At 40.4% G+C, this 24,655-nt stretch carries 17 protein-coding genes, 1 tRNA gene and 1 pseudogene; 9 read left to right on the forward strand and 10 right to left on the reverse strand.

Annotated features, from left to right (window positions below; translation table 11 throughout):
• The first annotated feature begins 9 nt into the window (after positions 1 to 9).
• From GS399_RS03865 to GS399_RS03895, 7 genes are read left to right on the forward strand one after another with little or no spacing between them, the layout of a single operon-like run.
• On the forward strand, positions 10 to 1,623 hold the full coding sequence (locus GS399_RS03865; protein ID WP_160843288.1) for a RagB/SusD family nutrient uptake outer membrane protein: 1,614 nt from the start codon (positions 10 to 12) through the stop codon (positions 1,621 to 1,623).
• On the forward strand, positions 1,592 to 3,004 hold the full coding sequence (locus GS399_RS03870; RefSeq protein ID WP_237487862.1) for a BNR repeat-containing protein: 1,413 nt from the start codon (positions 1,592 to 1,594) through the stop codon (positions 3,002 to 3,004). Before GS399_RS03865 ends, GS399_RS03870 begins: the two co-directional genes overlap by 32 nt.
• A complete protein-coding gene (locus tag GS399_RS03875) occupies positions 3,001 to 4,209 on the forward strand; it encodes a glycoside hydrolase family 88 protein (RefSeq protein WP_160843289.1) in 1,209 nt (402 codons plus the stop codon). The genes GS399_RS03870 and GS399_RS03875 overlap by 4 nt, the downstream gene beginning before the upstream one ends.
• Positions 4,210 to 5,454 (forward strand): DUF2264 domain-containing protein, encoded by a 1,245-nt coding sequence (locus GS399_RS03880; RefSeq protein ID WP_237487863.1) that lies wholly within the window; start codon positions 4,210 to 4,212, stop codon positions 5,452 to 5,454.
• A 10-nt stretch (positions 5,455 to 5,464) separates the two neighbouring features.
• On the forward strand, positions 5,465 to 6,604 hold the full coding sequence (locus tag GS399_RS03885) for a glycoside hydrolase family 43 protein (protein ID WP_237487864.1): 1,140 nt from the start codon (positions 5,465 to 5,467) through the stop codon (positions 6,602 to 6,604).
• A gap of 1 nt (position 6,605) precedes the next feature.
• A complete protein-coding gene (locus GS399_RS03890; RefSeq protein ID WP_237487865.1) occupies positions 6,606 to 8,465 on the forward strand; it encodes a glycoside hydrolase family 2 protein in 1,860 nt (619 codons plus the stop codon).
• 6 nt (positions 8,466 to 8,471) lie between these two features.
• A complete protein-coding gene (locus GS399_RS03895; RefSeq protein WP_160843291.1) occupies positions 8,472 to 10,301 on the forward strand; it encodes a glycoside hydrolase family 35 protein in 1,830 nt (609 codons plus the stop codon).
• Positions 10,302 to 10,397: 96 nt separating this feature from the next.
• Here the strand turns inward: GS399_RS03895 and GS399_RS03900 are convergent, their stop codons facing one another.
• Positions 10,398 to 12,329 (reverse strand): sensor histidine kinase, encoded by a 1,932-nt coding sequence (locus GS399_RS03900; RefSeq protein WP_160843292.1) that lies wholly within the window; start codon positions 12,327 to 12,329, stop codon positions 10,398 to 10,400.
• Between the two features lie 503 nt (positions 12,330 to 12,832).
• Between GS399_RS03900 and GS399_RS03905 the strand changes: the two genes are divergently transcribed.
• A tRNA-Pro gene (locus tag GS399_RS03905) sits at positions 12,833 to 12,906 on the forward strand.
• Positions 12,907 to 13,687: 781 nt separating this feature from the next.
• Here the strand turns inward: GS399_RS03905 and GS399_RS20775 are convergent.
• Positions 13,688 to 14,422: pseudogene (locus GS399_RS20775) on the reverse strand (recombinase family protein); the annotation flags it as partial.
• A gap of 48 nt (positions 14,423 to 14,470) precedes the next feature.
• Positions 14,471 to 14,614, reverse strand: a complete 144-nt coding sequence (locus tag GS399_RS20625) for a hypothetical protein (RefSeq protein ID WP_170205941.1) — start codon at positions 14,612 to 14,614, stop codon at positions 14,471 to 14,473.
• Between the two features lie 242 nt (positions 14,615 to 14,856).
• Between GS399_RS20625 and GS399_RS03915 the strand changes: the two genes are divergently transcribed.
• On the forward strand, positions 14,857 to 15,570 hold the full coding sequence (locus GS399_RS03915; RefSeq protein ID WP_202409370.1) for a hypothetical protein: 714 nt from the start codon (positions 14,857 to 14,859) through the stop codon (positions 15,568 to 15,570).
• Positions 15,571 to 15,584: 14 nt separating this feature from the next.
• Here the strand turns inward: GS399_RS03915 and GS399_RS03920 are convergent, their stop codons facing one another.
• The 7 genes from GS399_RS03920 to hsdR are packed head-to-tail and all read right to left on the reverse strand — an operon-like array spanning position 15,585 to position 24,653.
• The gene (locus tag GS399_RS03920; RefSeq protein ID WP_160843293.1) at positions 15,585 to 17,318 is read right to left on the reverse strand and encodes a hypothetical protein; all 1,734 of its coding nucleotides are present in this window, start codon (positions 17,316 to 17,318) and stop codon (positions 15,585 to 15,587) included.
• Positions 17,319 to 17,337: 19 nt separating this feature from the next.
• Entirely contained in the window at positions 17,338 to 17,832 is a 495-nt protein-coding gene (locus GS399_RS03925) for a hypothetical protein (RefSeq protein ID WP_160843294.1), read from the reverse strand.
• A 10-nt stretch (positions 17,833 to 17,842) separates the two neighbouring features.
• On the reverse strand, positions 17,843 to 18,391 hold the full coding sequence (locus tag GS399_RS03930; RefSeq protein WP_160843295.1) for a hypothetical protein: 549 nt from the start codon (positions 18,389 to 18,391) through the stop codon (positions 17,843 to 17,845).
• A 1-nt stretch (position 18,392) separates the two neighbouring features.
• Positions 18,393 to 20,474 carry a restriction endonuclease subunit S gene (locus tag GS399_RS03935; protein WP_160843296.1) on the reverse strand — a complete coding sequence of 694 codons (2,082 nt, stop codon included), beginning with the start codon at positions 20,472 to 20,474 and terminating at the stop codon, positions 18,393 to 18,395.
• Positions 20,455 to 21,885 (reverse strand): class I SAM-dependent DNA methyltransferase, encoded by a 1,431-nt coding sequence (locus tag GS399_RS03940; protein WP_160843297.1) that lies wholly within the window; start codon positions 21,883 to 21,885, stop codon positions 20,455 to 20,457. Before GS399_RS03940 ends, GS399_RS03935 begins: the two co-directional genes overlap by 20 nt.
• The gene (locus tag GS399_RS20630) at positions 21,882 to 22,256 is read right to left on the reverse strand and encodes a hypothetical protein (RefSeq protein ID WP_202409372.1); all 375 of its coding nucleotides are present in this window, start codon (positions 22,254 to 22,256) and stop codon (positions 21,882 to 21,884) included. Before GS399_RS20630 ends, GS399_RS03940 begins: the two co-directional genes overlap by 4 nt.
• 3 nt (positions 22,257 to 22,259) lie before the next feature.
• Positions 22,260 to 24,653 (reverse strand): EcoAI/FtnUII family type I restriction enzme subunit R, encoded by a 2,394-nt coding sequence (gene hsdR, locus GS399_RS03945; RefSeq protein WP_160843298.1) that lies wholly within the window; start codon positions 24,651 to 24,653, stop codon positions 22,260 to 22,262.
• Between the last annotated feature and the right edge of the window lie 2 nt (positions 24,654 to 24,655).

Here is a 24,655-nt window from a genome sequence, read left to right on the forward strand (position 1 = left end):
ACGACAACAATGAAAAAGACTATATTGAAAATATCCGCATTGGCAGTTATCGTTGCAGCTGTATCATGCAAAAAAAGTTACCTGGATGAAACACCGTATTCATCCTATACGCCGACTACATTAAATGATTCACTAGGATTTGAGTCTTCGTTGATAGGGTTATATAACCATACCAGTACGATTTTTTCCTGGGCTGACCAGCAGGGCTGGCCGAGTGTCTGGCAGGTCGGAACAGACGTTGCGAATTGTACAGCGAACCAGCAAAGTGTTGAAATTCCATATTATAATTATGCGCTTTTGACGCCAACAGATATAGGCGCTTCCAGGATGTGGAACAGGGATTATATAATGGTAAATCTCGCGAACACAATTATTGATAACGTTGAAAACCCTTCGTTAACCGGTATTAGCACTAAAGGTAAATCTGCAATCAGCGCGGAAGCTAAGTTTTTCAGAGCATACGCCTACAATAATCTTGCTACGCTGTTCGGAAAAGTGCCCCTGCAACTGCATGCATTAACGGGCCCCAAAACTGATTATACCCGTAATTCACTCGACGAAGTAAATGCTGCGATCATCAGCGACCTTACTTTTGCGGCTACCAATCTTCCGGATATTGAATCTGTAAAAACAAACTCAAAAGGTAAGTTATACGGTCGTGCCAATAAATTTATGGCGATGCAACTTCTTGCGGAGGTCTATCTGAGAACCGGGAAGCCCGATTTGGCAGAGCAGCAAGCGCAGGCTATTATCACTAGCGGCCGTTTCAGCTTAATTAAAAACCGTTACGGTATAAAGGCAAATCAACCTGGTGATTACTATTCGGACATGTTCCAGTACGGAAACGAAAGAAGAGTACAAGGTAACACTGAAGCCATCTGGGTTCTTGAGCAGGAAAATCCTAGTGCGGTAACCGGTGGTATTACAGATAATCCGCAACAGCGCCGCGTATGGGGTGCAGCTTACTACAATATTGCGGGCATGGTGATCACAGATTCGCTGGGAGGACGCGGTATTGGCCGTTTGCGCCTGAGCAACTGGGTGCTTTATGGCTTGTATGATAAAAATGACGTCCGTAATTCCCAGTATAACATCCGCCGCCGTTACTATTATAATGATCCGGCTTCGCCGAACTTTGGCAAGCAGGTTCCTTTTACCGGCCCGGATACTCTTTTCAAAATTTGTCCGAGCACAACGAAGTGGGGTGCTTTTGATCCGAATGATACTTTCGGCTATGCGATGATCAAAGATTTTATTCTGATGCGACTTGGCGAAACCTATCTATTGCTTGCCGAAGCACAGGTTAAACAAGGTAAACTTGATGCAGCTGCCACAACGATTAACGTTTTGCGCGATCGGGCTCATGCTCCAACAGTAACCGCCGCACAAATGAATATGGACTTTATCCTTGATGAGCGTGCACGTGAACTGATTGGTGAAGAAAATCGTCGTATGACGCTGATGCGTACAGGCACTTTGGTCGATCGTGCAATACGTCTGAATAGCAACGACGCGCAAAAACCGTTAACCGGACTGACTTCGAAAAATTTATTGCTGCCAATTCCATTGTCTGAAATTCAGTTAAATAAGGATGCAGTATTGGAGCAAAATCCTGGTTATTAATAATATTATTGCCGGCTGGGTTAAGGTTAGTGGCCTGGTCGGTTTTTTTAATATGACGTATTCGAAATTTTTGCTTCTTCTGCTTTTGCTAAACAGTTATGCTGGTTTTTCGCAAAAGGTTCACATGAGTACTGTCAGTAACGACGGATGGGCTGGCAATTCCGTCAACACGATCATTTTTCGTAAAAACTCGGTTATCTCTTATAAAGACAATCAATATGTCGCCTATTATAACCAAAACGAGTTTGTTACTATAGCGCGAAGAAAACTCGGCTCGGATAAATGGGAACTCCACCCAACCAGTTTAAAAGGCGATGCAGCGGATGCTCATAAATCCATCAGTATTATGATCGATGGACAAGGGTATCTGCATCTTGTTTGGGGGCAGCATAACAATTCGTTAAACTATGTCCGCAGCGTAAAACCCGGCTCATTTGAATTTACTGATAAGCTAAGTATGACCAGTAAGCTGGAAGAAAAATTAAGTTATCCTGAATTTTACAGGTTACCGGACGGGAATTTATTATTCTTTTACCGTGATGGCGGTTCGGGAAACGGAAATCTTATTGTCAATAAGTATGCAATAAAAAAACAGCAGTGGACACGTTTGCAGGATAATTTAATCAATGGAGAGGGCCAGCGGAGCGCATACTGGCAAGTTGCCTCCGACAAGAAAGGTGTGTTACACGTATCATGGGTATGGCGCGAAACTCCGGATGTTGCCAGCAATCATGATATGGCTTACGCATGTTCAAAAGACGGCGGCCTTACCTGGCAAAAATCTACGGGTGAAAATTACAAGCTGCCAATAACCGCAGCGACAGCTGAATACGCCGCCAGAATTCCGAAAAATAGTGAATTGATCAACCAAACGTCAATGTTTGCTGATTATAAGGGCCGGCCGTTTATCGCGACTTATTGGAAAGAACAGGGCGAAAGCGTTCCGCAATTTCACCTCGTATTTAATGCTGACGGGAAATGGATTGTTAAAGATCTTAAATTCAGGAAAACGTCGTTTTCGTTAAGTGGTATGGGAACTAAGAGTATCCCTGTGTCACGGCCTCAGATCGTTGCCTGGACCCAGGGTGACAGTACATCAGCAGCTGTAATATTTCGGGATGCCGACAGCGATAGTAAAATTTCAGTGGCAATTACATCAAACATAGAGAAAGATAGCTGGCAAATTCTTAATCTTACCGATGAATCGTATGGTTCATGGGAACCAAGCTATGATACTGAGCTTTGGAAGGACAAAAAATTGCTTCACCTGTTTGTTCAAAAAGTTGACCAGGTAGATGGAGAAGGGAAATCTGACATCCGGCCACAGCCAGTTAAAATCCTGGAATGGAACCCCTTACTAACCGTTAAAAACTTACCATGATCTCCAAAAAATTACTTGCTCTGGCTCTTGCATTACCATTTGCAGCACCATCATTGCCGGCACAAACTATTAAACATTTCAAGAAAGACAAGGGATTATCGTCTGCAATTGACAAAAATCTGAAACTGGCTGATCAACAGGCAAAGGTAATGATGAAACGTTTGCCGGCAGATCGTTTCCCCAAAACTTACTATGCCGGAAAAGACAGTTTGGAAACAAGCAACTCCGGTTGGTGGTGCAGTGGCTTTTATCCGGGGACATTGCTTTACCTGTATCAGCAAAATAAGGACCAGGCTTTGTTAACTGAGTCGGAACGCTTGTTAGGGCCGTTGTCGAAAGAGCAGTACAATACCTCTACACATGACCTTGGTTTTATGATGTATTGCAGTTTTGGCAATGCGTTGAAAATTGCTCCAAAGCCCGAGTACAAACAAATTTTGATCAACAGTGCCAAATCTCTGTCAACAAGGTTTAATCCTGCTGTCGGCTGCATTAAATCGTGGGATTCAAAAAAGACTGACTTCCTGGTGATTATAGACAATATGATGAACCTTGAGCTGCTGTTCTGGGCTACACGTGAAACAGGGGACTCGAGCTTTTACAAGATCGCTGTAACTCATGCAAATACGACCATGAAAAATCATTTCAGACCTGATTACAGTTCTTACCACGTAATAAATTATAATTCCGAGACCGGCGGCGTTCAGCAAAAGCGTACCGCTCAGGGTTATGCAGATGAATCGGCATGGGCGCGGGGCCAAGCATGGGGATTATATGGCTATACGGTTATGTATCGCGAAACACATGATAAAAAATACCTTGATCAGGCCAATCATATAGCAAAATTCATCCTGGGTAATCCCAATCTTCCAAAGGATAAAATACCTTACTGGGACTTCAATGCACCGAATATCCCGAATGCGTTAAGAGATGCTTCCGCAGGTGCAATTATGGCTTCAGCATTGCTTGAGTTGAGTCAATACGTTTCCGCAGGCGACGCTGGTTTCTATTTTAAAAATGCGGAACAGATGCTGAAGACTTTATCCTCTGATGCTTATGTTGCGAAGCAGGGCACTAACGGCGGATTCATCCTGGAACATAGTGTCGGACATCTGCCTCAGAAATCAGAAGTCGATGTACCTCTAACGTATGCTGATTATTATTTTATTGAAGCAGCGCAGCGATATCAAAATATGACAAATTAAATGAGCATACCTTCTGCAATCCGACGATTTAAGATAACCGGCTCTATTTTGCCATTCCTCTTTGTGATGTTCTGCTTTCCGGCAGCTGCGCAAAAAAAGGATAATGTGCGGAAGGTCTGGCTTCAGTACCTGGATAAGGTTGCGCGGCCTGTGATGGAAAATCTGGCCGATAACCGGCTGAAGATTGAGATGCCGGTAAAGCTTTCGGAAAACGTTGACAATGCTGATAGCCGTAAAAAAGTAGCCTACCTGGAAGCTTTTGGCCGGACGTTCAGTGGTATCGCGCCCTGGCTTGAATCGGATGGGGGAGATAAAGATGAAGTAAAGCTCCGGAATTTATATCGTGATTGGACACTTAAGGCGATAGCTAACGCCGTAAATCCAAATGCGAAAGATTACCTGGAGTGGAAAGGAGGACAGCCGCTTGTCGATGCGTCATTTCTGGCTTTGGGCTTGGTTCGTGCTCCATGGGTTTGGAATCATCTTGATAAAAAGATACAACAACAGTTAATTGACGCTTTTAAGCTGACAAGAAACACCGTTCCGGTATATTCTAACTGGATATTATTCAGTGGCATGATCGAGGCTTTTTTCGCAAAGTATGATATCAGTTATGATCCGGTACGTGTTGAGTTCGCTGTACGTGAATTTACGCAGCATTGGTACATTGGAGATGGCATGTATTCTGACGGAATGAGCTTTCATCTGGACTATTACAACAGCATCGTTATTCAGCCTTACCTTTCGGAGATCCTGGAAATTTTCGATAAAAAATACAGTCGTGAAGCTGAAAAACAGGCGAAAATAGGTCAGCGGTATTCACAGATTCTTGAGCGTATGATAAATACCGACGGAAGTTATCCGGCATTGGGCAGATCTATTGCTTACCGCTCCGGCGTTTTTCATCACCTGGCTAATGAAGCACTTAAAAAGCGGCTGCCCGAAACATTATCGCCTGCACAGGTACGCGGCGCATTAACGGCCGTTATGAAAAAAACATTGGGAGCGCCTCAAACTTTCGACGATAAAGGCTGGCTAATTGCAGGCTTGTATGGCAATCAGCCTGGGCTTGCAGATTTTTATATTACAACAGGCAGCTTATATCTCGCGTGTGATATTTTTCTGCCTCTCGGTTTAAGTGAATCGGATGGCTTTTGGTCAGGAGATGACGATGCCTGGACGTCGGTAAAAATATGGTCAGGAAAAGATGTAAAGGCTGATCACGCGCTTGATCTGACACATTAAGAAATACTACATGAACACGATGAAATACTATAAAATATTACTTTCTGTGCTTATAATCAGCTGTTCGGTGAGCTCCATTGCAGCAACGCCTGATTCGACAAAAGCCGGAAAGGTGAATAAATTTACTCCGGGCGCTATCTGGCCTGATAATCATGGAACCCATATCAACGCTCACGGTGGCGGAATAATTTATCAGTCCGGAACATATTATTGGTTTGGCGAGCATAAAATAGCCGGCGACGCTGGTAATAAAGCCGAAGTTGGTGTCCATTGTTATTCCTCGAAGGATTTGTATAACTGGAAAGATCAAGGAATCGCCCTCAATGTTTCAAATACTCCCGGAAACGATATTGAAAAAGGCTGTATTCTCGAACGCCCAAAGGTCGTCTACAACAAGAAAACGAAAAAGTATGTAATGTGGTTCCATGTTGAACTCAAAGGGAAAGGTTATAGCGCGGCAAGGGCAGGAGTTGCGACAAGTGACAAGGTTACCGGCCCGTATCAATTTCTCAAGAGCTACCGGCCCAATCCAGGCGAAATGCCTTTTTATCCCGCAGGTACACCCGACAGCGAAAAGATAAATTGTGTTAAGCCGGCAAGCAAAACCGACGGATTTTTCTGCCGCGATCTTCCCGGCGGACAGATGGCCAGGGACATGACGGTGTTTGTGGATGACGATGGCAAAGCCTATCATGTGTTTTCTTCGGAAGAGAACTTCACGCTTCAAATCGCACAGCTTAGCGATGACTACACGTCGCATACCGGAAAATTTATCCGTGTACATGCTGGTCATCAAACCGAAGCGCCTACGTTATTTAAAAGAAACGGCATTTACTACATGATTGGTTCGGGATGTACCGGATGGGATCCTAACGCCGCCCGGTGGTTTTCTGCCAAATCGATCTGGGGACCGTGGACGTTTCACGGAAATCCATGTAAAGGTGAGGGATCAGACATCACTTACGGTGGACAAAGCACCCATGTACTACCAGTTGCAGGCAAAAAAAACGCCTTCATTTTTATGGCCGATAAGTGGACGCCAAAAAATGCTATTGACGGCCGTTACCTTTGGCTGCCGATTCATTTTAAAGGTGACGATTTAGAAATTAACTGGCTGAACAGCTGGGATTTGAATGAGTTTAAAAATTAATATGAAGACACTTAAATTTCTGACAGGCCTGTTGTTTGCGGTTTCAGCAGCAAATGCCCAAACAAACCTGATAACCAATATCGGCGACCGTAAAACGCTAAGTCTTAACGGAGCCTGGCAATATATCGTCGATCCGTACGAAACGGGATTTTACGATTATCGCTACAAAGAGCTGAATGAAAAAAATGGTGACGCCTACTGGAATACAGACGTTCCCGAAAATAAAACGGCTAAGAAAGAACACGGATACATTGATAAATATACCTTACAGGTTCCAGGCGACTGGAATCACCAGGATCCAAAATTCGAATATTACGAAGGCACGGTTTGGTATAAAAAATCGTTTGACTACAAAAAGGCAAACGCCGCAGACCGCGTTTTTCTTTACTTCGGAGCCGTAAATTATAAATCGGATGTTTATCTGAACGGAAAGAAGTTAGGCGCTCATAAAGGCGGATTCACACCTTTCAATTTTGAAGTTCCCGAAGGCTTGCTAAAGGAAGCAGGCAATTTCCTGGTCGTGAAAGTGGATAACAAACGTTATGCTGATGAAGTGCCGACATTAAATACCGACTGGTGGAATTATGGTGGCATCACCCGCGATGTGAAGTTAGTGGAAGTTCCTAAAACGTTTATTCAGGACTTTGTAATCCAGTTAACAAAACCGGTAAACGGACAGGCACCATCAAAACAACCAGGTGTATCAGGCTGGGTAAAATTGAGCGATGCTCCTGCTGCCGGCGAAATTGTTACTGTCAGTATTCCGGAACTAAAATTTAAAAAACAATTCACCGCGGTCGGAGCCCAGGTGCCGGTGCAATTCAAACTTCCGAAAGTCCGGTTATGGTCGACTGAAAACCCAAAGCTATACAACGTCATTGTAAGCACTTCGACAGACAAAACACAGGATAAAATTGGTTTCCGTACAATTGAAGCGGCGGGCAAACAAGTTTTGCTGAACGGAAAGCCCATTTTTATGCGTGGAATCAGTATTCATGGTGAGATAGCAAACGAAATCAGGCGTGCCTACAGCCACGAGGATGCGTTACAATTGTTAAACCAGGCAAGAGAGCTGGGCTGTAATATGGTTCGGCTGGCACATTATCCTCATGATGAGAAAATGACGAGGATGGCCGACTCTCTCGGTATTTTAGTTTGGTCGGAGATCCCTGTTTACTGGACAATTGACTTTGGTAACAAGGAAGTGCTTGCAAAAGCTAAGGTGCAGCTCAATGAAATGATTACCCGTGATCACAACCGGGCCTCAGTTGTTATTTGGTCGGTGGGAAATGAAACTCCTATTAGTCCAACCCGAACTGATTTTATGCATAACCTGATTACCGAAGCTAAACGCCTCGATCAAACGAGAATGATCTCAGCTGCGCTCGAAGTAAATTACAGCGCTTTGAAAAGTTCAAATGTCGTCGATGATCCGCTTGGAGAATTCGTAGACCTGGTTGCATTTAACGAATATCTCGGCTGGTACGGCGGATTGCCCGATAAATGCCGCACAACGAACTGGTCGACCATTTACAATAAGCCATTATTCATCAGCGAAACCGGAGCAGGAGCGAAGGGAGGCTTCCACGCTGATTCGTTGACACGTTTTAGTGAGGAGTTCCAGGAATGGTATTACAAAGAGCAGATATCAATGCTTAAACGCATGCCAGACAATTTTGTGGGTATATCGCCATGGGTGCTGACTGATTTCAGGTCGCCGAAACGAAACAACCCATTATACCAGGAAGGATGGAACCGCAAGGGGCTTTATGATGATAAGGGCAATAAAAAGAAAGCATTCTACATTCTGCAATCTTATTATAACGAAATAAAAAACAAACAGACATCCGTCTCTAAATAAGTTTTTATGAGAATTAGCAACAAACTTAAGGCAGTATTTACGCTGGCTCTGGCGATTTCCTGTGCCTTTTCAAAAGCACAGGATAAACATGATTTCGCACTCGGCGATTCAGCTTTTATGCTGGATAACAAGCCATTTCAGATGATTTCCGGGGAAATCCATTACTCCCGGGTACCGAAAGAAGCCTGGCGGGAGCGAATGAAAATGGCTAAGGCTATGGGATTAAATACGATTGGTACTTATGTATTTTGGAACTTGCATGAGCCACAGAAAGGCGTGTTTGACTTTAAGGGAAATAATGACATTGCCGAGTTTGTAAAAATTGCCAGGGAGGAAGGATTGTGGGTGGTTTTAAGGCCGAGCCCTTACGTCTGCGCCGAATGGGAATATGGCGGCTACCCATACTGGTTGCAAAATGAAAAAGGCCTTGTAGTTCGAAGTAAGGAGCCTCAGTATTTGAAAGAATATGAGAAGTACATTAAAGAGGTTGGCAAGCAGCTTGCTCCCTTGCAGGTGAACCACGGCGGCAATATCCTGATGGTTCAGATTGAGAACGAGTACGGTTCCTACGGATCGGATAAGGAATATCTGAGCATTAACGAAAAAATGTTCCGCGAAGCGGGCTTTGACGGCTTGCTTTATACCTGCGATCCGGCGCCCGACCTGGTAAACGGCCACCTACCGGGCTTCCTGCCGGCGGTGAACGGTTTGGACAATCCGGAAAAGGTAAAGAAGATTATCAGGGATAATCACAATGGCAAAGGACCGTTCTACATCGCCGAATGGTACCCGGCGTGGTTTGATTGGTGGGGAACGAAGCATCATACCGTTCCACCAGAGCAGTATGCCGGAAGGTTGGATTCTGTTTTAGCAGCAGGAATCTCAATTAACATGTATATGTTTCATGGCGGAACGACCCGTGGTTTCATGAATGGCGCCAATTACAAAGACATCAGCCCGTATGAGCCGCAAACCAGCAGCTATGATTACGATGCACCGCTGGATGAAGCAGGTAACGCTACCGAAAAATTTATGCAGTTCAGAAAGGCGATCCAGAAGAACCTACCAGCTGGCCAAATCCTGCCTGAGGTTCCCAAAGCGAAACCGGTAACAGAAATTACGGAGTTTAAACTTACTTCAGCAGCAAGCCTGATGAATAATCTTCCTACTCCACACAAAAACAATACGCCGTTAACATTTGAAGATCTGAACCAGGATTACGGATATGTTCTTTACAGTACACAATTAAGCGGAGGGAAAAGCGGCGTACTAAAACTTAAAGATTTGCGGGATTATGCGGTCATCATGGTAAACGGAAAAACGGTTGCAACACTCGATCGCCGGTTGAATCAAGACAGCGTAAATCTCACTTTGCCGGCAGGAACGATAAAGTTAGATATCCTGGTAGAAAACATGGGCCGTATAAACTTCGGGAAATATATGCTGCAAAACCGCAAAGGCATCACTGAAAAAGTATTGTTTGCAGGCAAGGAAGTAACCAACTGGCAGATGTTCAGCATGCCATTTGCTGATATAAGTCATATTAAATATGGTACAAAGCCGTTTAATTTTTCTTCTCCGGTGGTAAGGAAAGGTAGTTTTACCATTGAAACACCTGCTGATACTTATCTCGATATGCGTAAATGGGGCAAAGGAGTCGTTTGGATAAACGGACATAACCTTGGCCGTTACTGGAGTATCGGGCCGCAGCAAACACTTTATGTACCGGCTGAGTGGCTAAAGAAAGGTAGCAATGAAGTTGTTGTTTTTGAACAGCTCAAGCCCGAAGCGGATATGATCCGGGGAATTAGTAAGCCGATCTTAAATGAATTTTAATCCTGATTGGTTCATTTAAGGTTTGAAAAGAATGTTTAACTAGCAAGGGAATTAAGGTTTCCTTGCTTTTATTTTAGGAATAAAGCTGGCCGGGTTTTATTGAGTCAAAAATTCGCCAAATACTTCTTTCCTGGATGAAAAAGTGAGGTTGGTGTCAGCTACAAAATCCACTTTAATATAAAGCCCGCCTTTGTTTTCGAAGGTTAACGCTCCTTCAATCTGCTGAGCCAGGCCTTTAATCAAGTGGATGCCCATTGAATTACAGGTTTCCAAATTAAAATCAGGTGGCAAGCCTTTTCCGTTGTCGTATATTTCGAGAATAATGTGCTCATTTTCCATACCAGAAAGCGCAACGCAGATCGAGTTATTTTCGTTGCCGTCAAAAGCGTGTTTGATGGAGTTTGTCACCGCCTCGTTTACAATTAAGCCAAGAGGAATTGCCTGCACAATATCCAGTTCCAATGGATCAAAAAGTTTTTTAAACTGGATGTTTTTACTTTGGCTGAAACTGTCTTTTAAATAGTCTGTCAGTTCTCCGAGATATGCTTCCATATTAACAATTGAAGCATCCTCACCCTGATATAACTTTTGGTGAATCAGCGACATCGCCTGCATTCGGTGAGCGCTCTCGTCAATCGCTTCGATCGCTTCTTTATTGTTCAGATATTTAGCTTGCGTATCCAACAAGCTGACTACAATTTGAAGATTGTTTTTTACGCGATGGTGGACCTCCTTCACCAACCACTCTTTTTCTTCAAGAAGTTTCTTTAATGAAGCATTTTTTCTGTTGATTTCCTGGTTGCTTTTGTTTTTCAGCTGGTTTTGTTTGTATAACAGAACAAGGATGATTAACAATACAGAGATGCCGGCCAGGGTGATGTTTCTGTAGAGAACGGAATTTTTTAGTTCAAGCTGCCGCCGGTTATTGATATAACTGAGTTCCTTTATCCGTGCGTTTGATTTACTCAGCTCATATTCCGTTTTGAGCTTTTCAATATTTTGCGACATCTTCTTATAAAAAAAGCTGTCAGCAAGAACATATTGTCTGTCCTTAGTCTCAAGGGCTTCTTTATATTGACCCTGTGATTTGTAGAGGTTCGATAAACTTTGCAAAAAACGTATCTCCTGGCGGGGAACTTCTTTAGCTCTTGCCAGTAACACAGCCTGGTTTAAATATGAAATGGCTTTTTTCGGATCTGTATTCGTGTAGGTTTTGGACAAAGCAAGAAGTGATTGCAGTTCGCGCAGATAATTTCCGATTTTTCGTGACCTGGCCAAAGCTTCCTCTTGCAGCTTAATTGCCTGGCCGGTAAGTCCCTGTTTTGAATAAACACCGGCAAGGTTGTTTAGTAAATTGATATTTAAGCCTTGATATTCTGGTTTTTGACTTAATTGCAGGCCTTTCCTGAGATAGTACTCTGCTGTTTTGAAATCGTTATAGTAGGAATATATCACTCCAAAATGATTGTAAATATTTAGTGAAATATTCGAAAAGGGGATTTTAAGATTATAGCTCTCGGCTGTTTTTAAATATTGAAGAGCAAGGGCGAATTTGTTCTGATCAAGATATGCCCAGGAGATATTGTAATTGGCCTCCATCAAACCAAAATTATCTTTGATTGATTCTGAGTTCTTTAAAGCGCTCAAAAAATCTCCGATAGCTTTGTCATAATTACCATTTCTTAGTTTTACTACGCCAATGCGTATGAGAGAACTTGCGATTCCCTTCTTGAAATTCAACGAATTGAAGATTTCCAGCGAATGCTGATATTTTTTCTCAGAGTCTTCAAATTTACCGTTGTTATCGTCAATCATTCCCTGCTGAAGAAGTATCGTAGCTACTCCATTGCTATCGCCTTTTGATCTTGCAAAGTTTAATGCTTTTTGACTTAAATAAACTGCCGAATCAGGTTTAAGGTAGCGATAATGCTTAATCAGATTTTCATAGTCGGCTACGCTTTTAATATTTTGAGAAAAGGCAGTATTTGACAGCAGTATCGAAATAAATAACGCGAAGTTTTTGAGCATTGCTAACAGCTTTTTCTGTGATAACACAAATAAAGGTTGAAGATAACAGCTTTTCGACAAAAGTTGCTGACCATAATTTTAGCATGTACCACGATGCTCTTAGGTGATATAAATAGCAATGCCGCGAAAGTTGCGAGCTCTGTGAAGTTCAATTTTCAAGTTTACCTACCTGTATTAATCGAATTTTAGATGTGTTTTCGTAATTTATTGTTTTGACTTACAGTACCCTGCATATTTATTAGTTAAAACCAGCTCTCATACAATTTGATAATTAAATTTAATGTATAAATTTGTCTTCGATTCAGGCAATATTTCTGGTTCAGCGAGTGAATTATGATGCTTGTTTTGTTTTGTAAAGCTTAGATAATCAGTCATTTAACTTTGTTTTTGAGGATTTTTTTCGTCTGAAAATAAATTTGAAAAATTATTTGCCAATGCCTGTTAAGTTTCTATCTTTGCAATCCCAAACCGAAAGAGATTTTATATTTCTGAGGTAAAAAGTTCGGGATGTAGCGTAGCCCGGTATCGCGCCACATTTGGGATGTGGAGGCCGCAGGTTCGAATCCTGCCATCCCGACTTTACAGGACAAGTCAAATTTATTTTTGGCTTGTCCTTTTTTATTGCCGCCTAAATTGCTGTCTATCATGTAAATAAATTTGACAGCTTCATTTACTCTGCCAGTTCGAAGTGAACTATTTTCAAAATGCAATTTTTCGGGGAACATCGAACTAATGACTTCCCGTTTCTTTTCTATATCTGCGGTTTCATAGATGTAATCCAGCTTTAAAAGAATGTCAATTCCCTTATCAAGCAGGTCTTTAATGTTTATATTATTATGGGAAAGCCCGCTTAACTTGGCTTCCAGTTTTTCAACCTTGCTGCTGTAGTCGGACTTCATTTCCCTGAAATCCTCCGGTTCTATCTGCTTTGATGATAACAGGTCGCGGATATAAGATAGCTTATCTTCCAGTTCCTTGATCTGCTTCAACAGGTGCTTTCTATCATCCAACAGATGGGCTGTTTGGCTATGCCAGGCTTCGTTCAATACAATTTTATATAGCTCAGCCATTTCAGGACGAGGAATATACTTTTTCAGTTCATAGACAAACTGCTGGTTAATCGCATCAGCCCTGTGCCTGAATTTACAGCCTGCAAAGCAATGGTAATAGGAATAGTACTTGGTATGGCCTTTTGATGCGCTCCCGGTCAATATTTTGCCACATGTAGGGCAAATCAGAAAGCCCCTTAATGGCAGGGTTGAGTTAGAGACTACTTTTAGCCTGTATTGGTTCCGCTTTCTGCCATCCAGCACGTCCTGCACCTGATAAAATAAATCTTCCTGTATCAACGGCTCATGCAAGCCTTTGACAAAGCGGCTTTCATCATCCTTGTATTTAGGGATAAATATCTTCCCGCAATAAACCGGATTACGGATGGCAAACCAGAAAAGGCTCTTAGTGCCTGTAAATCCCTTCTCCCTTGCCATTTTAAAGACCTGCTCGGTATTATATACCCCTTTGGCTATTTCTTCAAATGACCAGCGTAAAATGCCTGCCTGCGGTTCATTAATGGCAATGTACTTTCTTCCTGCTTCATCCGTCTTGTTGATATAGCCGATAGGGGCTAAACCCATATAACGGCCTTCTTTTCTTGCCCGCCTCATTCCATGAATTACATTTAATGCCCGCCTGTCATTTTCTACTTCGGGAGCAGCTAAATAGAATGCCAGCATCATCTTGTTTTCAGGAATAGATAAGTCCAATGGTTGTTCGATTGCCTGCGGCTCCACGCCTAATTTACGCAGGGTATTTATCATTTGATAGGCATCCCCGGCATTACGGCTAAACCTGTCCCATTTAAGGAACAAGACCAGATCGGCTTTTCCTTTGTGCTTTTTAAGCTCCAACAAATATGCTTTCCATTCAGGACGGGCAAAGGTCTTTGCCGAATGGTCTTCAAACATCACCCTACGGATGGCGATGTTGTTAATGTCGCAATACTTGCGCAGCAATTCTTCCTGACTGCGCTGCGAGTAGCCCTTATCGGCCTGTTCGTCTGTACTTACCCGTATGTACAAATCAGCTACTTTCATACTCACCTTAAATTAAATTCAATAATCACTTACCCGTGGGATATAACCCTAATGCTTTCTCAGATATTGTGCGATCAGGATATTCGCCAATAAATGCAGGAACTCAAGAATAACTACAGCCTGTTCTAAAGATACCTCAATTCCCTTTTTGCGCAGCAGTTCTACTGCCTGCTCTGGTTTTAATTTTTCCATTTGCACCTCTTCATTAAATCATTCACACAAAACCTTCGTGCAGAAGGACACCTTTCAGAAAGCTAAGATAGCAAATTGTTTTGATAGTTTATGTTTTACCAAAACTTTTTTTATTATCTTTGTCAGGAGATTGAGATAATATATAAATACACTATCGCATTTCATTAAATTTGATGCAGTTTGACCATAGGCAAAATATATGTAGTGGCATAAGAAAGCTAAAAACCAGTAAGTAAGGGCAAATGAGCAAAGTGTATAAAGTTAGTTACAAAACCTACCTTAACGACCGGCTAAAGCAGGTGTACCTGCATGGCCAGCAAACTTATCCTTTATACGTTCAGGTGACCTTTGAGCGCAAGACTATCTTTTTCAAAAGCTACTATTTTGAGCTTTTTTCAAAGTCCAGGTATTTCTTGTCTGCTGCCGGATTGAGCCGTGGCCCCTCTATTGGGGAAATAACAGCCAAAGAAAACGAAGTCATTGATTTTATCATCAACAAGCATCCTGACGATTTTTCGTTAGACATGTTCAAACAGGAATACGCCTTTTACAGCAGGGATCTGTGCGATGTTACAGAGGAAGGCTTTACTGACTATATGTACACTTTCTTTCAGGATAAGGGTATGCCTGCCTTTGCTGTAGCTATCCGGGAAGGCAGCAGGTACCGCATTGCGTATGATGTGGTACGGGATATGAAACGGGCGTTTACAAAACCCCTTTATGAGGAACTGGTCGAAAATTCACTGTATTATGCGCCACCGTATTTACCGTTATATGGATTTATGCAGCAGACAAAAAAATGGCCTATGCTCAGCCTTACGGTTATGGAATGGGAAACTGGCGATACGCAAACTTCATTTACAGAGTACCTGCAAAAATATTATCCTAAAAATGATGCTGGTGAAATAAAGGAACAGGTTAAAAAATGTTTAGCGAACCTAAAAAATGATAAATAAATAGATATCTTAGGCTAAGTGGTAAAGACATCCTTAATCAACTTCTTAATAGTCAAATTTTCCAGTTTGGATGCAATCGGCGACACATTATCAAAACCGTCTTTCCAGTGCATCCCTTCGTTATAAATTATCCCAAGCAGATAATGTGATTCAGGTGAAACCACTCCCATTTCTTCTGCCTTTTCTAATTTAGATCTTGTCTTTTTTGTTGTTAAAAATTCAGTTTGTGCCGCTTGATTTTGCAGTTTATTATAAGCAATTTCTTCAATCTTGACTCTTACACCGCCACAAACTGCAAATGGACAAAATGCTCGACCATTCAAGTAGCTGTCAACCTCACTATTTAAAAATTGATAAAAGTTGTCTGATTCGCCCCAAAGCTCACGTAAACCAAGAGCAATGAATTCAGCACGTTTATTAATATGGGTTGGTTCAAAGTGAAGTAAATGTTTTGACACAGCGTCTTTAATTGTTATATGCTCTCTATTTCTAAGCAGCCTTACAACGCTTTGATTTACCTGAATGTTTGATTTTTCGAGATAGTAAACTTTCTGATCGCTGAACGCAAAGTTTTTAAAGTAATTCGGATTTAAATGTGTCAGTATAAGCGGATAAAGTCTTTTGCCTTCATCTTTAAAATCTTTAATGAATCTTGTTATGTAGTATTGTGCTGCAGTAAGGTTGGCGTCATCAAGATAATCAAACACCTCATCAATAACCAGAATATTAGCATCTTTCTTTAAATGTTGTCTTGCTCTGAATAACATTGATACAAAGGTCAGGATATCTCTTTGACCGTTGGAAATGTGAATGGCTTTGGGAAATTTAACGACCAATTGCCCACCTGTTTGACTGGCACGAATTCCTTTCCAAGTGCAATTAAATGTGGATAGCGTATGTTCAAAACGCTGTTTGTCCAATTGGTAATTGCTGAAATTGCAAGCTGATTTAAAATTATTCGGATTGATATTGTATAGCCAAATTAACTGAATTGCTACCAAGTAGTCTTTTGTTTCTGAATTATAGCCAACATCAAATTCGTGAATAAGATTGCCAATTGTATTTAGGTAATCAATTTGCTTTAGGTCGTTTAATTTGTTGGCCATTATCCAATTTGTCAAAATTTCGGCTGTACCATCTTCTTGATTAATTTCATTGATTATTGCATCAATTCTGGCTTGAATTCTCTGGCCGTTTGCTCTTTCCAGTGCTTGATAATTCTGACTTAGTTTTTCAACAAGTTTCAAATTACTCAAAGCTGCATTGGGATTTGGCAAAACTCTTGCGTTTTGTCCGAATCGTTGTTGAGCGACTCTATATTGGTTCCCGAACGGAATATTAGTAGAAATACGGTCAACCAGAACAACATCTTTAATTTCTAAAGTAGCACTTGCTCGACCAAATTGACTGCCTATTCCTTTAGGTTTAGTTAGATTGTTTATAACAAAGTAATCAAGTTCGGAACTGATGGTGTTTGTTGTTGCTGTGGCTTCAAGTGTTGCAGTGCTTAAATCTGGCCTTTCATATTCAATATAGATCCTAGGCTGCAATGCTTCATCTTCTGCATGAAGATCATCTTCATTCAGATTTATTCTCCTGTTATTCATTGAATTGAAAGCTGCTGCAAATGAACTTTTGCCAAAACCATTTGGTGCCACTAATAAACTCGGCTTATTAGGCAAAATATCCAAAGCAAACCTTTTTCGTTGGATTCCTTTTATGTGCTCTATTTCAATAACTTTAAGCATAACTTTTGTTTAGGTTGATTTACCAATCTCCTTTATCTTTTAGATATTCCATGCCGTTAAATGCTGCGATCTTTGCTTCTGCTAAAGTGTCAAATGTTTTCTTGCCAAATGTTTCTCCGATTTTCACTTTGTATTTATTGGTTTTTTTATCCTTGTATATAAGCAAATGCTGCCCATCCACCGTAAGAAAGAAGTTGCCACTTTTACTTATTTTCCAATCCTTTTTTGTCCAACTTACCCTTCTGCTTGCTCTGTTCCGTAATTCTCTTTCACGTCTTTCCGGATTTATATAATCATTGGTCATTTTTTCCGCACAAGTGCAGCCAACTCTAAATTCTTCATCAACTTCTGGATGTTCTAATATGTGAACATAGCGGATCTTCTCATTTCCACACATCATACAAGTTTCGTAATCTGTTTCCCATTCTGAATGACCGTCTTCCCTAACATCAATAACATCTACCAAAGTCCAACCTTTGTGCGGAATGCCATGTTGTTTCCAGAAGTTAGCCATACCATTTGATTTAAAAGTTATCCTTTATGATGCGTTTATCGTTTCTTGCAATAGACACGCACCCGTTCAAATGCGTTATGAGACTATTAACTCCAACTTGGAAATAATCTTTTGGCGTAGCATCTGATGGTGGGTACGGTGTAACAATTATTTTATGCCACTTAAGCTGTAAACACCAGCTTTTGATTCTATCACTTTCAAACGAGGCGTATAAATCGTGGGCAAACTCGTTGCGTATTTTTCTTATCAAGTTCAGATCGTCTTTAATAATTTTATCAATCAACCCTAAACAATAGCACATTTTGATTTTGTTGCTAAAGTTCCCTAAAGGCTGATTAAATTGCATCATTTCTCCCACTTCTTTATCGTCTTCGGGGAAAAAGGCGTAAAGGATATGTTCTAATATCATTTCCAAAAAAGTACCTCCCAATATGGCAATGGCTCTATCGTCTTTACTTTCATAAGTAAAAAGATTATGGAACTCCATCAATGCGTCATTCAGGTCGAAATATCTTTCGACGGCTTTTCCTGTTAAGATGAAATTGCTATCCTTTTCCATTTTATATATTGAAACCTCTGGGGATGATGCCTGTTTCTTTCATTCGAGAAAATACCCTTTTTATCTGATCTTCACTAAATTTCTTCTTTTCCTCCGACCAGCCATAAAACCGCTGAATAAGCAATGCTTCCGAAAAAATCACGTTTTCTTGCAGCATATTATCCATACATGCGTAAAGCGTTGCCACAATCTCCACAATATCAGATTTTATAGTTTTAAACTTATCGATGATAAACTGGATGCTATCGCTTTCTGCTGAAAAGTATTTCAGGAAATCATTGTGGTGTTGCCCTGCTTTTTCTAATGGCTGATATTTTAAAACCTGGTCTTTTTGATATTCAAACCATTTCTTCTCCTTTAATTGCTTATCAATGGAACGCATTAATCTGTTATCATAAGGCCCCATTGCCTGACGAAGAAAATTAGTTGGCAATTGCATATCCGCTGATTTTTGACAGAGATAGATTAGCTTTTGTAATTTCAAATGGCCTAACGTTGGCTCTTTATGTAATTGCCATACTATTTCTGCTGCAAGAACTGTTCTGCGGTAATAATCTACGTTAGTTGGCTTTAGTTCAATTACTTTCCCTTTAGTTTGTTCTACTGGTTTTTTATCTGCATTTTTATTTTCAACCTCAAACGCCTGATGCAGTAATGCTTTGAGCAATTGCTCGGTGGCTTGTTGGTTGGCAATGATGTGTTCTTTTAATTGTTTTGTTTTGGCTAATTGCTTTTCAATTTCTGCCACTATACGTTTTTGTTGGGATAGTGGGGGTAATGCTAATGCGAAATTTTTTAAATAGGTTTGGCTAATGTTCGGTTGTGCTTGTCCCCAAGAATCTTCGATTATTTTATTTCTGAATGCCCACAAATAATAGAATAGGTATTTGGTTTCATAAAATATATTTTCAAAAATACCACAAACTGCCTGGTTCGTTGTACTTTCAAAATTCAAAATACCAAGTTTACCTGCTGTTGCACCGTATAATGCTATCAACAATGTGCCTTTAGGAAATAGTTTTGTTGAAGAGTTTTTAAAGCCTTCCTCTGTTATTTTCTCCTCTGACTCATTCAATATAAAGCTATCAGTTAATTCTCCTGATTTAAGCCAACTTATATTTCCCTTCCAATAAGTAGTATTACTTCTGTCTGGAGTTCCGCCAGAAGTAGAATCTGCAATTTCCCCTAATCTGCACCACACCCAATTTTCAGGAATGTCAAACAGAATTTCTTCGGGTTTAATAGGTGGCAATAATTTTTCTTTCTTGCCTGATTTGGCTTTCTCTGCTTTGATGCGTTTGAGCAATTCGCTTGCAAGTTCGTCTTCTTTGTCTTGTTTTACCAATTTTCCCCGCACCGCTTCTTGTAAAATCGCTTGGTTAAGGTTTTCGAGTTGGGTGAGCTGGTCGCAAAGCAATTTTTGAACTTCCTGTGTTTTATCATATTCTATCAATGCCTTTTTTATTGCAGAATAAAGGTCTTCATAACCCTTTACCAATTCACCGTTTGAAATTTTAACAGCATCATTTTGAATTTCAGTTGGGCAATCGGGTAAAATCAATGATTTTAGATTTTCAGCATTTGCTTTTGGTCTGAAGTTTCTCTCGTTAAGGTTTACAATTTGGCTCCAATAGGCGAAGCTGTGTAAAAACAAATAGATGTAATCAGGGTTTACTTTCTGCTTTGCTCTAATCCTTATCAAGTAGCCCGCATAAATGGAATGCGCAGGTGGATTATCTATTTTAAAACTCTTTCCTGTTGTTCCGCCTGTACGTGCAATTAAAATATCATCTTTTTTAAGCAGATAAGTTTCTTCATCATCGCAATTACAATAAGGAACTGTTTCCCAATTTACCTTGCTTTCATGAATATCGCTTATTCGCAAAAAATTATTCTTACCTGATTGTAAAGCAGAGGCATTGTAACCGTATTGTGTGCCTTCGATTAACTTTTCTAATCGAACAGGATTGTTATATTTCTCAAACAAGTGAATGAGAATTAAAGTGTTTCGTATTTGCTTTTTTATTTCCTCTTGGTCATTGATAAACGTAAGAGGAACATAGTCAAAATTCAAGCGGCTCATTGTCCAATTCGGTTATCAGTTCTGTAATTCGGTTTTGATTTTTCTTAATCGTTTCAATTATTTCATGGCGCTCATAACTTATTTCTTCAACAATCTTGTTAGGGTTTTTTACATCCAGATCGTAACCTCTTTCAATTATGGCGTCAATTGAAACCTTGTAAGCAAATTCGTGTTCTGTTCTTTTGTTCCACCACTTCTTAGTTTCATCAAATTCGGAAATCTGTATGGGTTTTGTCTTGCTATATGCTTTATAGCCATCAGGCAAAGTATGCTCGTAATACCAAATCTCTTTGGTAGGCTTACCCTTTTCAAAGAAAATCAGGTTGGTGTTTACGGTGGCATAAGGGGCAAACACTGATTGGGGTAATCGAACAATGGTATGAACATTACAGTCTTCCAATAATTTCTGTCTTACCCTTTGTTTTACGCCATCGCCTGTTAAACTGCCATCGGGCAATACAATTCCCGCTCGTCCGCCATCTTTCAGCATTTGGATAAACAGAATTAAAAAGAGGTCGGCACTTTCTTTTGTACGGTAATTCAAAGGAAAATTGGTTTCCATTCCATCACCTACCACACCACCAAAGGGTGGATTTGCCACAATTATATCTACACGATCAGCTTGTTTTATCGAAGTATATTCCCTGCTGAGTGCATCCGTATTTACAATTTGCGGTACTTCAATATCGTGGGTAATCAGGTTTACCACACTCAGCATAAATGGTAAAGGCTTTAGCTCTGTACCTGTTACAGTTTCCTGTAAAGTTTTTTGGTCACCAATATTTTTTACTTGTTTTCGCAAATGTTCAATAGCACAAACCAAAAATCCTGCTGTTCCACAAGCTGGGTCGCTAATCTTTTCGCCCAGTTTAGGGTTTACCATATCCACGATAAACTGGGTTACTGCTCGTGGGGTATAAAACTCGCCCGTGTCTTTTTTTGTAGCAAGTCCTTGTAATATGTCTTCGTAAATGGCATTAAAAATATGATGCTCTTTACTACTATTAAAATCAATTTCATTGAGTTTGTTAATGGCCTGACGAAACGTTGTTCCGCTTTTCATGTAGTTGTTAGTTCCGTCAAAAATATTGCGGATAATGACCCCTAATTTATCATCTAAGCCAATAGTTAGATTTTTCAGTTGGGAAAATAACTTGTTGTTCACAAAAGCAATCAGTTCATCTCCTGTAATGCCTTCATCATTTTCCGCCCAATTTCGCCATTGCAATTCCGCAGGAATAGGTGATTTGTAATTAGGTTCAAGTATTTCCTTCTCCTTGTCTTTATCATCAAAAAGTTTTAGAAATATCATCCAGCCCAACTGTTCTATGCGTTGTGCATCACCGCTCAAGCCCGGATCTTTTCGGAAAATATCTCTGATTGATTTTATTATTCCTCCTATGTTGCTCATTTCAATTTATATTTTGAATAATTGGTATTGTCTTTCCAGAAATCATAACAGGCATTCATTTGACCAATTTCAAAAGATATGTCAGCCTTTAATTTCTTCCAATTTCCAAATCCTAATTCCTCGCTTAATTTGTAAAAACCATCTCCTTGATAATTGTCTCCTTTACTAATTACCAATGAACTGATGAGTGGTCTGCCATTCTCATGTTCGTAAACAGAAATCTCACCTAATATTCTGCCGATTTCAGCTCTAGCATATTCAGATTCTCTCATTACTAAACCAAGTTTACATTGGTCTGATAATTCCTGGTATGTAATTGTTTTACCACTACGAGCAATTTCAACTAAATATGTTCTTACTCTTTCGTTCATAAATTATGCTATATTATATAGTTCGTTTTCTAATTCTTTGATGGCTCTTTCGTACTCTTCACGACTACCAAACGCTTTGATGATTTCAGTTACCGAACCAAACTCATTTATGGGTGGAACAGTTAAGATTTGAATATTCTCAATGTTTTCGATGCCTTGATCAGCATATTTGTCGAGTAACGCTTCTAATACTTTTCGAGCTTGGTCGCCATATTTGGTAAAGTAGTTACGTTTTTTCACTCCGTTTGCTCTTTCCTTTCTTGTCATTGGTGGCTGGTCATACGCAACGTGGCAGATTAAATCAAATAAATCTACTTGCTTGTCAACGGCTTCATACAATGCTTCCACCATTACACCTTGTTCTACCAATTCCGCAATGATTGCTTCTTTTCGATCTGAACCTTTCCACTTGTTTAGAAAATCATCTAAGGAGGAAAACTGCTCTTTGATGATTTCCTTGGTGTGGTCTTTAAGACTTGTTGTGATGGGTTTTCCATGTTGGTCAAAATGTAATTCCCGACTAATCAAAACCGAAACATCAACACCATTTACATAGACCTTTCGCCTTGGTTCATTTACAGTTGATGGCGGAAATTCTTGTTCAGGATAACGAATTTCTGGTGGAGTAACTTCGATTTCTTCCCCTGTTTCGATATCGATGATTGGTTCTGCGTTTTCTTCCTCTTCGTCAATAATATCTCCTAAGTCAGTTGCCTCTGTAACAGGTTTGATTCTTATTGGGTCACCATCAAATTGAGGGTCAGCAAAAAGGTCTGTTGCATTTCTGAAATCTAAAATGGTAAAATACAGTTTCCCATATTCCTCATTAATTCTTGTACCTCTACCGATGATCTGTTTGAACTTGGTCATTGAATTGATATTGGAATCCAACACAATCACTTTACAAGTTTGAGCATCTACACCCGTGGTCATCAACTCGGAAGTAGTTGCAATAACAGGATATTTTTCTTCGGGATTGATGAAGTTGTCCAACTCTCGTTTCCCCTCGTCATTGTCACCTGTAATCTGCATTACATATTTGTAATTCTCGACAACCAAGTCCGCGTTATGTCTTGATAATGCGGTTCGCATACGTTCAGCGTGGTCAATGTCCACACAAAACACAATGGTTTTTGCAAAACGGTCGTAACCCTTCAAAAACTCACTTAGTTTTTTTGCAACGGTATTTGTTCTTTCTTCAATTACTAAATTTTTATCAAAGTCCCTCCGGTTATAAATTCGGTCTTCAATTTCGTTTCCATCTTTGTCGGTTTTTCCTTGCTCTGGCCGCCAACCTTCTGTATCTACATTCAATGCAATACGCACCACACGATAGGGGGCCAAGAAACCGTCATCAATCCCTTGTCTCAAAGAATAGGTATAAACAGGATCGCCAAAATATTCTGAATTACTCGCTTCGCTAGTTTCCTTTGGTGTTGCGGTCAAACCTATATGTGTAGCCTTTTGAAAATAGGTTAAAATCTCCCTCCAACTGCTGTCGTCCTTTGCACTTCCTCTATGGCATTCGTCAATTACAATCAGGTCGAAGAAATCCCTTGAAAATTGTTTGTAAACATTGGCCGCTTCATCTGTTCCTGAAAGTCCTTGATAAAGTGCCAAGTAAATTTCAAAACTCTTATCGATCTGCCTATGTTTTACGACAGTCATTTTATCCTTGAAATGTTTGAAGTCTCCTCTGCGTGTTTGGTCGATTAAGGCATTTCGGTCTGCTAAAAAAAGAATGCGTTTTTTTGCTCCGCTTTTCCAAAGTCGATGGATGATTTGAAAAGCGGTATAAGTTTTTCCTGTTCCTGTTGCCATAACCAGCAAAATCCTGTTCTGCCCATTGGCAATGGCTTCAACTGTTCTGTTTACAGCAATTTGTTGATAGTATCTTGGTTTGCGGTTACTACCATCAAAGTAATAGTCTTGTGAAACAATTTTCTCTGCTTGAGGTGTTTCAATGCCTTTATACTTTTTGTATTTCTTCCAAAGGTGTTCGGGAGTTGGAAACTCGTCTAAACCAATGTCAGTTTCAATATTTCCGTCCGTTGCCGTACGATCGTGAAATAAAAACCCATCTCCATTACTGCTGAATACGCAAGGAATATCTAATATTTTAGCGTAGTCTAACGCCTGCTGAATACCTGATCTTATGGAATGACTGTTGTCTTTCGCTTCAATAATGGCAATGGGAATATTCGGCTTGTAATAAAGAATATAGTCAGCTCTTTTCCCTTTTCCTCTTGCTGTCAATTTACCCCGAACAAAGATTTTACCATCAGTGAAAGACACTTCCTCTAATAGCTGAACGTGTTTGTCCCAACCTGCTTTTTCAAGTGCAGGGGTGATAAACTTGGTACAAATATCTCTTTCCGATAAAGTCTTTTTGTTCATGA

The sequence above is a fragment of the Hufsiella arboris genome, from assembly GCF_009834875.1.
In the GTDB taxonomy this organism is placed as follows: domain Bacteria; phylum Bacteroidota; class Bacteroidia; order Sphingobacteriales; family Sphingobacteriaceae; genus Hufsiella_A; species Hufsiella_A arboris.